This window comes from Alteromonas sp. AMM-1, assembly GCF_047290655.1.
Lineage (GTDB): Bacteria > Pseudomonadota > Gammaproteobacteria > Enterobacterales > Alteromonadaceae > Alteromonas > Alteromonas mangrovi.
In genome coordinates, this window is record NZ_JBLBUE010000101.1 from 1 (window position 1) to 12436 (window position 12436).

The following is a 12436-nucleotide window of genomic DNA, read 5'->3' on the forward strand; positions in this document are numbered from 1 at the left end:
GGCATTGTGAGTGGCAAACTGCGGATATATAGAATCGCGGTAGGCGAGCAAGCGGTTTGCGCAGGCGTGATAAGACACGTCCGTTGACGACTTACGGGTAAACACCGGGAAACCATCCAATCCCGCCATTTGGGTAAGCTTGATTTCAGTATCCCAATACGCGCCTTTTACCAGCCGCACCATCATCTTACGGCCGACATCCTGCGTGAGTTCCCGCAACCATTCAATTACGTGAATAGCACGCTTCTGATAGGCTTGCACCGCCAGGCCAAACCCTTCCCAGCCTGCCAGTTCGGGATCGCGGAACACCGTTTCAATAATATCCAGTGAAGTTTCCAGGCGATCCGCTTCTTCAGCATCAACCGTTAATCCAATATTGTATTCCTTTGCCATCAGACACAATGCTTTGAGTTTGGCTGGCAGTTCAGCCATTACACGCTCATACTGCACAAACTCATAGCGCGGATGAATAGCAGACAGCTTTACCGAGATCCCGGGCGATTTACGTGGCCCCTTTCCACCAGCAGCTTTACCGATGACTTTGATCGCTTTTACATACGACTCATAGTAGCGGTTAGCATCTTTGGCAGTTCGCGCCCCTTCGCCCAGCATGTCATAGCTGTAGACATAGCCTTTCTTTTCTTTCTCAATCGCCCGTTCAACGGCATTTTCAATGGTTTCGCCCATCACAAACTGGCGGCCCATTACCTTCATGGCAATATTCATGGCACGGCGTATTACAGGTTCACCCAGACGCCCTAATGTTTTCTTGAGCAGGCCGAACTGCTCACTCTTGCGCTTGTCGGCGTAATTCACCATATTACCGGTGAACAGCAATCCCCACGAAGAGGCATTTACAAATAAGGATTCGCTGTTGCCCAAATGCGGTGTCCATTGTCCTTTAGAGAGCTTGTCGCGAATCAATTCGTCCTGGGTGGCTTTATCTGGCACGCGCAATAAGGCTTCTGCCAGACACATAAGCACTACACCCTCAGCAGTGGACAACGAATATTCATTTAGCAGTGCGTCCACGCCGCCATGACTTTCCTGCTCGCGGCGAATTTGCAGCACCATACGGCGTGCTCGTTCCCAGGCGCGGCTGCGCGCTCTTGGGTTCACTTCCGCGATAGGTAAAATCTGGTCAACCGCGTCGGTCTCAGGAATGCGATAGAAATCCCTGATCCGCTGGCGGATTGGACTGGCCGTAGAAAAAGTGCGTTGCGTTAACATTGAACCCCTTTGTGTACAATCTGTCGTATAAAAAGTTAATATGCTTACCGTCTTTCATGCGGTAGTAGTTTACGTTGCCACTGCGTTTTGTCGGAACGCATCAGGTTAATCCCTATAGTGTAGCGAAAGGCTGACACGCCGCCTATGCTCTGTGATTAACGGTCCGCAGATAACGCGTGTAGTAACGTACTATTTAGTTGCCACAGTATCGGGCTGAAATGGGTGCGTCAAGGCTATCCCGACGCTTAGCAGGATTCATGCGGTATGTGAAGGTGAACCGTATATAAAGCGTGCTGTTCGGCGCTGCCAGAATGCAAAATCAGCAGCCGGGACATCTATTTTTTAAAGGAGTGATTCATGCAAAGTAAAGCGGGAAAACTGGCAACCTGGACACTGGCCATCTTATTAGTGCCAGTTGTGCTGTATTGGTTGTTCGCAGACAGTCTGATCAAGTCTGTGCTGGAGTCTCAACTCACACAGTCGTATGGTGCCGAGGTGAATATTGGGCAGTTTGAGCACCACTTATTTCCGCTTAGCGTTAGCATTGATTCCATTGAACTAACGAATCCGGCCAAACCAGATCGCAATCAGGTAGTGGTTGGCCAGCTAAAAGGCGACGTGGAGTTCTGGCCATTACTTAGCAACCAGTTGATCATGAATGAACTGGCCGTTACCAACGTAGCATTTGATCAGCCCCGCAAAACGCCAGGTATAGTCTTGAAACAGCCTGATGGGCAATCTTTCGAAGCACTACTGGCAGAAGCCAAAGAAGCGCTGCCTGGCGTAGATGAATTACTGGCCCGTTCCCCCTTAAAAACCACTGCCGCAGTGGAACAAGCCCAGCAAACCTATAACACTTATGCCGACGGTCTGAAGCAAGACTACGAAGCATTGCCAGACAAAGCCAAACTTGAGCAATACAAAGCCCAGGTTAAAGCGCTGAAAGAAACCAATTTAAAAGACCCGGCCGCGATTCTGCAGGCCAAGCAAACCCTTGAACAATTAAAAGAATCCATTAAGCAGGACAAAGCGCTAATCTCCGCGTTTACCGACAAAGCGTCAGAAGCAAAATCTGCCATGTCAGATTCACTGCAAGCGCTCAAATCAGCACCTCAGGAAGACTATGAACTGCTAAAGGGGATTTACGCTGGTGATCAGGCTGCACTTTCGCAACTAACAGCAGCGGTATTTGGACCTAAAGCAGCAGAATACAATCAGTACTTGTTTGCTGCGTTTGACATTATTGTGCCATTACTCAAGGGCGAACCCGCAGCGGAGGAAGCCGAAGAAGTTACCGACCCGATGCAGGTACTGATACGCCGGGCCAATGTATCGGTTAACTGGCAGGATACACTGCTTAGCGGAGACTGGAAAAACATTACCAACGTACACAGTATTTTTGGCAACCCCACCACGTTTTTACTTAGCGCAGCGAATCAGGGCAAACAGCAGTTCCGCACTGAAGGCGAGTTCTTCCTGGACGAAAACGGATTGGATGCCAAACAAAGCTGGCAAATTGCCGGCCTGCTGTTAGACAGTATTCCCCTTACTGAAAACAAACGCCTTGATGCCTCGATTAAAAAGGCACTACTGGCCTCCGCAGGGGCGCTTACCATTACCGATAACCAGCTCAGTGGCGGTGGCAGTGTTGATTTATCTGAACTGGTACTGGCGGCAGCAGGCAGCGACAAAGTCACTAATGCCGTTGCGAGTGCGTTGGGAGACTTACACGACCTGGGGATCAACCTCGACATTTCCGGCAGTCTCACTGCGCCCAAGTTCGCCTTAGCATCAGACTTAGACACGCGATTAGCCAGTGCAGCACTTGCATCGCTGGATAAAGAAAAGCAAGCACATTTAACCAAGTTGCAAAATCGCCTGCAGCAAATGGTGGCCACACAGTCATCTGCACTATCAACCGAGTTAGGTGATTTGTCCGGATTACTCAGCAATACGCAGCAAGATAGCGCGACATTGGATGAACTGTTAAAAACCACCCTGAACAATGCCGTTGAAAAACAAAAGGAAAAACTGTTGAATAAACTGTTCAACAAAGGCGATGGACGTTAAACACTGAGCGCGGCATAATAAACCGGCTGCCAGCCTGAACAAGTATCCAATGGCCGCAGCCGGAAGGGCCTGGTAACAGCCCATTCAGCCCTAATGAAAACCATTCGGTAAACACAGTAAATTGCCGGATACAATTAAAAAAACAGGTAAACACTGTGTGGCGAGATAAGTGGATATTGTTGGTATTACTGGGGCTACTGGGCTTATTACAGTATCGCCTGTGGTTCGGTAAAAACAGTATCCCGGACTACGTTACCAAACAGCAGGAAGCGGAAAAGCAGGCCCTGCAAAATGCAAATCTTGTGCAGCGCAATGCGCTGCTGAAAGCCGATATCAGTGATCTTACCATTGGTCTTGAAGCCATTGAAGAACGTGCCCGCAACGAGCTGGGCCTGATTAAGCGAGGCGAAACCTTTTATCGAATATTACCCTCAGAAGAAGAATAGCAAATGACTGTTCCGACAATTGTGGCCGTAGTCCCTGCGGCTGGCATTGGGGCGCGCATGCAAGCCAATAAACCCAAGCAATATTTAACCATTGGCAAATACACTATTCTGGAACACACGCTGTTAGCGTTAAAAGCACACCCTGCGGTTTCGCGAATTGTGGTAGCCCTCAACCCTGATGATACGTATTTCCACCAGCTTTCTATTCACAACGCGCCCTGGTTAACAACCGTAGAGGGCGGCGATAGCCGGGCCGTCTCAGTTAACAATGCGCTGGCAGCCCTTAATGAGGATGAATGGGCGCTGGTACATGACGCTGCCCGTCCCTGTATCAGCCAGCAGGATTTAGACACACTCATTGGCCATATTCAAAAAGCGGATTTCAATGGCGGCATTCTGGCAACGCCAGTGCGCGATACTATGAAGCGTGCTAAATCAGACAGTGCGCCTGCGGTTATTGCACATACCGAAAGTCGCGACAATTTGTGGCACGCACTTACACCACAACTATTTCGCGCTGGTGAATTGCGTCGGGCGCTTAACGCGGCACTCGCCGCCGGCGCCGACATTACCGATGAAGCATCGGCAATGGAGTTCGCGGGCAAAGACGTATTGCTGATAGATGGCAATCCGGCCAACATAAAAGTAACCCGCCCGGCAGATTTGCCGCTGGCAACATTTTATCTTCAACAAGGTGAACAGCAATGATTCGAATTGGGCATGGCTACGACGTGCACAAATTTGGCGGTAATGGGCCCATTACCATTGGCGGCGTAAAGATTGACTACGAGCAGGGTTTGCTGGCGCATTCAGACGGCGATGTGCTGATACATGCGTTATGTGATGCATTGCTTGGAGCAATGGCGTTAGGCGACATTGGCAAACACTTTCCGGATACCGATGAAGCCTATTCCGGCGCAGACAGTAGGGTGTTACTCCGCCATGTAATGCGTTTAATCAACCAAAAGGGATACGTCCTTGGCAATGCCGACACGACCATCGTTGCGCAAGCCCCTAAAATGGCGCCTCACATCGACGCTATGCGCAACCTTCTTGCTGCGGATTGTGGTGTGAGTATTGATAATATAAATGTAAAAGCCACCACCACTGAAAAGCTGGGGTTTGCTGGCCGTAAAGAAGGCATTGCGGCATACGCCGTCGTGTTATTAATGGCGAAATCATAATGCAGCTAACAACTGAACACTGGGCCTTCCGATTTGGCCTGCCATCTGCCACCGCTGTATTTAAACAGCAGCCCGAGGATTTTCAGGTTAACGAAAGTCTGGGATATGACTTAACCGGAGACGGTGAACACATTTATGTGTATCTGGAAAAAACGAACCTGAACACAGCCTTTGTTGCCGAACAATTGGCGAAGTTTTGCAAATTGCCACTTCGCCAGGTGACTTATGCAGGCCGAAAGGACAAGTACGCAGTTACGCGCCAGTGGTTTGGTATACACGTGCCGGGAAAACAGGCGTTTGACTGGTCTGCCTTTGCGCTTGAGGGCGCCCGAATAATCGAAGCAAAACGCCACAATAAAAAACTGCGCACTGGTCAGTTAAAGGGCAATTATTTTGATATCACACTGCGCGACGTAACCGGGCAAGATGAAGTGTTGGCACGCTTAAATCAGATCGCCAGTGAAGGCGCGCCAAACTACTATGGCAGCCAGCGATTTGGTGTACAACGCCTGCAGGAATCGGGTGAAGTACAACGCGGTGGCAATCTGCTTATGGCTGAGCGCATGATAAATGGCGAGGACATTCGCAATCGCAACAAACGTTCAATGGCCTTATCAGCCCTGCGCAGCTGGTTATTTAACGAGGGACTATCCATTCGTCTGAATGCGGGCAAGCTGAGCACAATATTGCCAGGCGATGTGATGAATCTGAGCGGTTCAAACAGTATTTTTATTGCCGGTGATAACGATAGCTCATTAGCTCAACGTTTGGCTGACAAAGATATTTCTACCACTATCCCTTTGTGGGGCGAGGGTGACCTGGGGAGCCAGGGGCAGGCAGAGGCGCTCGAGCATAGCACGTTTAACCCGTATGGCGAGGTGACGGCTTTTTTGGCCGGGCAGGGACTAAAAATGGAGCGACGCGCCGCAATTATTTGGCCCCGACAGCTTGAATGCAACACCCAAGGTGATACATTAAACATTCGATTTTTCCTGCCTCCAGGGTGCTTTGCAACGTCCGTGCTACGCGAATGCGCGCAGATCACGGAATTGGGCAGTTAAGTATGATCAGTTAACTGGTTAGCACACCAATACATCAGGGCAACTATGAAGATTTTATTGAGTAACGACGATAGCGTATTTGCAAAAGGTATTGCCGTTTTGTATCGCGCCTTGAAAGAGAAGCATGACGTTACGGTGATTGCACCTGATCGCAATTGCAGTGGCGCCAGCAATGCTTTGTCTTTGCATCAACCATTGCGAATTCAGCAAATGGACAGCGGATTTTACGCTGTAAACGGGACGCCGTCAGATTGTGTGCACCTTGGCCTGAACTGTTTTTTAGAGGAAGATCCGGAATTAGTGGTGTCGGGCATCAATCACGGCGCTAATTTAGGCGATGATGTGATTTACTCGGGCACCGTAGCGGCGGCAACTGAGGGCAGATATATGGGGCTGCCGGCAATTGCCGTATCGCTATGCAGTCATGAAGGTAAGTACTTTGAAACCGCTGCGCGGGTGGTATGCGATGTCATTGAAAAACTACTGAGTCATCCGTTACCGGCAAATCAGATTCTGAATATCAACGTCCCCGATGTGCCCTATGCAGAACTGGCTGGCATAAAAGTAACCCGTCAGGGGCGTCGCCATCGTGCAGAAGGGATGGTAAAGGCAACCGATCCGTTCGGTCGGGAAATTTACTGGTATGGTCCGGCTGGAGCAGAACAGGATGCCGGACCAGGCACAGATTTTCACGCCATTGCAAATGGCTATTGCTCAATTACACCGTTAACCGTTGATATGACGGCCCGGGATAGTATTAAAGACATGGAGAAGTGGTTGGCAATGTAGTCACTGCCAACACAGCAACATTCAACGAAGATAACAACTGCATGAGAAAAACAACAAAAGGCGAAATACTGGCACAATTACTGTGCGATGAAGGCGTGAGCAACCAGCGGGTATTAAATGCGATTGCCAGTGTCCCGCGGGAGATTTTTATTCCCGATGCACTAAAACACAAGGCCTATCAAAATACGGCATTACCCATAGGTCAGGGGCAAACCATATCACAACCCTATATCGTGGCAAAAATGAGTGAATTGCTGCTTGCGTCTGCGACACCTGCCAATAATGTACTGGAAATTGGAACAGGCTCAGGCTATCAAACCGCCATATTAGCTGTGTTGTTTCCTCATATTTTTTCAGTTGAGCGAATAAAAGCCCTGCAGTTTCAGGCCAAGCGTCGAATGAACCAGCTCGATTTACACAATGTGAAAATGAAGCACGGTGACGGATGGCAAGGTTGGGCCAGTAAAGGGCCTTACGACCGCATTATTGTTACCGCAGCAGCCAGCAGTTTGCCGGTAGCGTTAACCGACCAGTTAAATGAAGGTGGCAGGTTAATTATTCCGGTTGGCGATGATAACCAGCAATTGCTGTGTATCGATAAAATCGGCGGCCAACTCCAGGAAAAAACTATCGAAGCCGTCCGTTTTGTACCATTAGTAGCAGGAGCGCTACTTTGAAGCTATTTCAACCCTGTTATGATCTGGCATTACGCTGGGCAAAACATCCCTGGGCAGCACGCTACCTGGCAGGTCTGAGTTTTGCGGAATCGGTTATATTTCCCGTTCCCCCCGATGTGATGCTGGCCCCCATGTCGCTTTCCAGCCCAAATAAAGCCTGGCACTTTGCCATGATCACAACCATTGCTTCAATTTTCGGAGGCATTGCTGGTTATGCGCTGGGGTATCTGGCTTTTGAAAGCTGGTTGCAGCCAATAATAGAGTCGGCAGGCTATACGCACAAACTAGAAACCGCTATGGGTTGGTTTGAACAATACGGTGTGTGGATTGTATTTATTGCCGGCTTCTCCCCCATCCCCTATAAAGTGTTTACGATTAGTGCAGGCTTTCTTCAAATGGCCTTCTTACCCTTCTTGTTAGCATCGGCAATTGGCCGTGGAGCAAGATTCTACCTGGTGGCAGGACTCATGCGCTGGGGCGGTGCCAGAATGGAACAGGAATTACGAAAATATGTTGAGGTCATAGGATGGGCTGTCATTATTCTAGCCGTAGCCGCTTATCTTATCCTGCGTTAACCCCGCTTCGGCGGATCATGGTAGCCTGCTGTTGCCTGACCCTCTCTCTTGCAGGTTGCAGTAGTCCGTCTCGCCCCGCACCTTTAGTGATACTGAACAGCCAGCCTGAATTACCTGATACACCAAAACAAACCAGCTATACAGTGCAATCCGGTGACACGTTATTTGCCATTGCCTGGTATACCGGCAACGATTATCAGGATATTGCTAAGTGGAATAATCTCGCTTCACCTTATGTTATTTATCCAGGCCAATCCCTGCATTTACAACCTCTCGCGAGTAACCTAAGACCTTCGTCTAATGTCAAAAAACCAACTGGTACGACCAGCGAAAAAAATACAAAAATGTCTATTGACCCTAAAGAGAGCCAGGCGTATTGTGATTGTGAACCAAATGTTAACAAACCTGTAACACAAGCGAATATCAAAAAAAGCAAACGGTTAGTTAACGAGTTTCCAGAGCGGGTCAGCCAGTGGCAATGGCCTGCAAAAGGAAAGTTTGAACAGTCACAAAATGGTGCGGAAGCCGGAGTCAATGGCGTAGACATTTACGCACCACCAGGCAGCAATGTGGTTGCAGCCGCGGCGGGAAAAGTGGTTTACGCTGGTAACGCGCTTCGCGGGTACGGAAATCTAATAATAATAAAACACACGGACTCGTTTTTAAGTGCTTACGCTCACAACGAGAGTATTGCTGTTAGCGAAAGAGACTGGATAGAAGCCGGACAAGTGATTGGTAAAGTGGGTAGCTCAGGCACCACAACGAACAAATTACATTTTGAGATCAGATACCGCGGAAAGTCGCTAGACCCTCTCAAGTATCTGCCCAAACAACCATAATAATAACAATAAATAATAATATTTAAGGAAACCGGAGAACGTCGAAAGGTAACATAACGCAGGAGATACAGTTGTGGGTCAACAAAATAACGCTGTCATCGAAGCTACACCCCAAGACGAACTTGAAAACATCGACATGGCTGATACAGCCGATGATGAGTTCACTGAAGAAACCGACGACAACCAGGTTGATACCTGGTTTAACCAAGAGGAAGTTGCTAAAAACTTAGACGCAACCCAGCTTTATTTGAGCGAAATTGGCTTTTCACCTCTGCTAACGGCTGAGGAAGAGGTACATTTTGCCCGGAGAGCATTAAAAGGTTGTGAAGCATCCCGAAAACGAATGATTGTAAGTAACCTTCGGCTGGTAGTGAAAATTGCGCGCCGTTACAACAATCGGGGCCTTGCATTATTGGACCTGATTGAAGAAGGTAACCTGGGATTGATCCGGGCGGTGGAAAAATTTGATCCTGAAAGAGGATTCAGATTCTCGACATACGCTACATGGTGGATCCGCCAAACAATCGAACGTGCGATCATGAACCAGACGCGCACTATTCGTTTACCTATCCATGTCGTTAAGGAGCTTAACGTCTATCTGCGCGCTGCGCGTGAACTGGCACAACAGCTGGATCATGAGCCGACCGCTGAAGATATTGCCGTATTCCTGGACAAGCCGATTGACGAAGTCAGTAAAATGTTGCGCCTGAACGAACGCATTAGTTCGGTTGATACACCAATAGGTGGGGAAAACGATAAAGCGCTGCTGGATATACTGGCTGATGACAACGACACCAGTCCTGAAGAGCAGTTACAAGACAACAATATTAAAAACAATGTTGTTGGCTGGTTACAGGAGCTAAGCTCCAAGCAGCGCGAAGTTCTGGCTCGTCGATTCGGACTGATGGGTTATGAACCCTCAACGCTGGAAGATGTGGGTGCCGAAATTGGGCTCACCCGCGAACGGGTAAGACAGATTCAGGTTGAAGGTCTGCGCAGATTGCGAGACATGTTAGGCCACCAGGGTCTTGATCTGGAAAGCTTGTTCAACAAATTCAACTAGTTCATAGATAACAGATGCGTATTCGACACGGTTGTTCCGTGTCGAATATAGCATGTTATTTGTTGCTTGAATTCTCTTCTTTTTAATCCATTACATTCTGCTTTTCTTGCACTGATATCAGTAATCTACGGGAAAAGACGCAATATTTTGTTTTTGTATTAAAGTTAGTGTAAGCAGGTTGTGTTGAACGGTTTTATGAGATCACTGAAATACGTATTAGTGGCATCAGCCATCTTGATTTTTAGCGCAATTTACATTGCCAGTGCGCTGATAAAACAAGACAAAGAACTGAATTTTGTTACGCCAGTAACACAATTTGTATTACTTACCCAGGAAGAACTTTCAAACCTGGCTTATCCGGTTCGTTCAATAGAGAGCTTCTACCTTGCATCTAACGCAGTGTCTAAAGAAGAGTTTGATAATTACACCGCCGTTTTGTTTGAACACTTTAAGCCACTTGCCGGTGTAGCGTATTTCGGCAACGAAATATTTACCCGTAAAGCGCCTCTTTTCCAAACGTCTTCTGGTATCGATGAAAGCACGTTGGAAAAGGCAATATTCCACGCAACAAACGTACAAACCTTGTCTCAGTTGCCGGTGGGCGAAGCCCTTACTACGCCTATATTCAATGAGTATGGACATAACCTGATCGGTGTTTTTTACAACATGCCTGACAGCGAGGGCATACTGCTATTTTTGTATGACTTTGAGAAAGCGTTCCGCCTGGTCCTGGACAATGAAATTGCAGAAGATTTTGTACTGAATGAGTACATCAATGGAAAACCCTATCTCTTGTACGACCATATCAGCAAAGACAGGTTATCGCTGGATGCCTATGTTACCGAACTGGATTTTTTTGATCGCAGCTGGGAAATCACTATTCGACGTCAGTTCAGCCCCGAGCAATACTGGTATTTAATCATCCCCTTGCTGTCTGCCGTAATTGCATTCTTTATTTACTCCCTGCACACCTATTCTGTTCGAATTTCGCATCTCCATAATGAAAAGTCCGAGGCAATTGAACAACTCAGATTTGCTCAGGAAAAAATCATCGAGGCAGAAAAGATCAACGCAATGGGCGGGTTAGTAGCCGGTATTTCCCACGAGGTTAATACACCACTGGGGATTAGCATTACCAGTACCTCCCACATGAGAGAACTGCTTGCAGAACTGGAAGCAGACTTTAAGAAGGGTGTGCTGGATTCACAAAAATTCGAAGATTTTCTGGTGTCAGCCAAAGATATTATCGATCTATCGATAAATAATATGCAACGAGCGTCAAAACTTGTATCGAGTTTTAAACGGGTTGCGGTGCTGAATTCAGATGACGCAAGCCAAACCGAAGAAGTAGATGTTGTCTCAGTAATAACTGAATACGTAGCTAATTACCGGGTCAATTCCGATACCAGTAAGATTCTGTTTACGCTACAACTCCCCTCATCGGCAATAGTAAAAACCTATCCCACTGTGATCACACAAATTCTATCGTACTTAACATCTAACACACTTATCCATGCCATCAAACCTGATCAGGAACAATGTGAAATTACCCTTACCCTGACACCTTCTGGCAATGACTATGAATTTATGTTTTGTGACAACGGAATAGGGATTAACGAACGGGACTTAAAGAAAGTCTTTGAACCTTTTTTTACCACCAAACGCGGCGCAGGCAATGCAGGGCTGGGATTGAGCGTAGTCTATAATTTGGTGAAAAGTAAACTCGACAGTGATGTGCATTACGACAGCGTACCAGGGGAAGGGTTTTGCATTTCGTTTATTTTGCACGATATAAACAAACAAGAAGGTGTGTAAATCATGAACCCCTTATTTGCCAATCAGGCCAGCACCAGTCAGAACACCGTAGAGCAACCGGAAGAAAAGCCGGAGTATACCGTTCTCATTATTGACGATGAAGCCGAAATACACCGGGTAACAGAACTCACCCTTAAACGGTTTCGCTTTGAAGGAAAACTTATTCGGTACCTTCATGCTTACTCAGCGGAAGAAGCAAAAGACGTGTTCTTACAAAACCCGGATATTGCACTGGCTTTGGTAGACGTGGTGATGGAAAACGACCATGCGGGTCTGGATCTGGTACATTGGGTTCGCAAAGAGCTAAACAATACTATGTGTCGGTTAGTACTGCGAACCGGGCAACCGGGTCAGGCCCCAGAACACGAGGTGATCGAAAAGTACGATATTAACGACTACAAGGAAAAAACCGAACTCACCAGTCAAAAGCTTAAAACCCTGATGTATAGCGGTCTGCGCTCATACCGGGACATCAGTACAATTGAATCACATCGCAAAGGACTGCGTCAGGTTATTGAAAGTACCGGTAACATGCTTCGTTCAAATTCATTGAACGCGTTTGCAACTGCCGTATTGAAAGAAATTATGAATATTTTGCAAATCGACTCCAGTGCGATTTATTGGTCAACCGGATCAAATTCCGATGCTATCAGAAGCAATGGCCGTATTCTGGCTTCTACCGGCCAA

General features: G+C 47.6%; 13 protein-coding genes. 12 read left to right on the forward strand and 1 reads right to left on the reverse strand.

The window, feature by feature from the left end:
* Nucleotides 1-1230: proline dehydrogenase family protein (locus ACLR2L_RS14200; protein ID WP_413368915.1), on the reverse strand; the 1230-nt coding region annotated here is incomplete at its 3' end.
* 357 nt (nt 1231-1587) lie between these two features.
* On the opposite strand from ACLR2L_RS14200, the gene ACLR2L_RS14205 reads away from it, so the two are divergent.
* The 12 genes from ACLR2L_RS14205 to ACLR2L_RS14260 form a co-directional block, all read left to right on the forward strand.
* Complete coding sequence (locus ACLR2L_RS14205; protein ID WP_413368917.1) at nt 1588-3300, forward strand: TIGR03545 family protein; 1713 nt, start codon at nt 1588-1590, stop codon at nt 3298-3300.
* A gap of 155 nt (nt 3301-3455) precedes the next feature.
* Entirely contained in the window at nt 3456-3746 is a 291-nt protein-coding gene (gene ftsB, locus ACLR2L_RS14210; RefSeq protein ID WP_140960503.1) for a cell division protein FtsB, read from the forward strand.
* A gap of 3 nt (nt 3747-3749) precedes the next feature.
* Entirely contained in the window at nt 3750-4454 is a 705-nt protein-coding gene (gene ispD / locus ACLR2L_RS14215; RefSeq protein ID WP_413368919.1) for a 2-C-methyl-D-erythritol 4-phosphate cytidylyltransferase, read from the forward strand.
* Nucleotides 4454-4930, forward strand: coding sequence for a 2-C-methyl-D-erythritol 2,4-cyclodiphosphate synthase (ispF, locus tag ACLR2L_RS14220; protein WP_304539679.1), 477 nt, complete (start codon nt 4454-4456; stop codon nt 4928-4930). The genes ispD and ispF overlap by 1 nt, the downstream gene beginning before the upstream one ends.
* Nucleotides 4927-5991, forward strand: a complete 1065-nt coding sequence (gene truD, locus ACLR2L_RS14225) for a tRNA pseudouridine(13) synthase TruD (protein ID WP_413368935.1) — start codon at nt 4927-4929, stop codon at nt 5989-5991. Before ispF ends, truD begins: the two co-directional genes overlap by 4 nt.
* Before the next feature lie 45 nt (nt 5992-6036).
* Complete coding sequence (gene surE / locus ACLR2L_RS14230; RefSeq protein ID WP_413368921.1) at nt 6037-6780, forward strand: 5'/3'-nucleotidase SurE; 744 nt, start codon at nt 6037-6039, stop codon at nt 6778-6780.
* Between the two features lie 41 nt (nt 6781-6821).
* Nucleotides 6822-7457 carry a protein-L-isoaspartate(D-aspartate) O-methyltransferase gene (locus tag ACLR2L_RS14235; RefSeq protein ID WP_413368923.1) on the forward strand — a complete coding sequence of 212 codons (636 nt, stop codon included), beginning with the start codon at nt 6822-6824 and terminating at the stop codon, nt 7455-7457.
* Nucleotides 7454-8032 carry a YqaA family protein gene (locus tag ACLR2L_RS14240; protein ID WP_413368925.1) on the forward strand — a complete coding sequence of 193 codons (579 nt, stop codon included), beginning with the start codon at nt 7454-7456 and terminating at the stop codon, nt 8030-8032. The genes ACLR2L_RS14235 and ACLR2L_RS14240 overlap by 4 nt, the downstream gene beginning before the upstream one ends.
* Before the next feature lie 17 nt (nt 8033-8049).
* Nucleotides 8050-8871, forward strand: coding sequence for a peptidoglycan DD-metalloendopeptidase family protein (locus tag ACLR2L_RS14245; RefSeq protein ID WP_413368928.1), 822 nt, complete (start codon nt 8050-8052; stop codon nt 8869-8871).
* A 73-nt stretch (nt 8872-8944) separates the two neighbouring features.
* A complete protein-coding gene (gene rpoS / locus ACLR2L_RS14250) occupies nt 8945-9934 on the forward strand; it encodes an RNA polymerase sigma factor RpoS (protein ID WP_140960487.1) in 990 nt (329 codons plus the stop codon).
* Between the two features lie 195 nt (nt 9935-10129).
* Nucleotides 10130-11749, forward strand: coding sequence for a sensor histidine kinase (locus ACLR2L_RS14255; protein ID WP_140960485.1), 1620 nt, complete (start codon nt 10130-10132; stop codon nt 11747-11749).
* A 3-nt stretch (nt 11750-11752) separates the two neighbouring features.
* Nucleotides 11753-12436: DUF3369 domain-containing protein (locus ACLR2L_RS14260; RefSeq protein WP_413368932.1), on the forward strand; the 684-nt coding region annotated here is incomplete at its 3' end.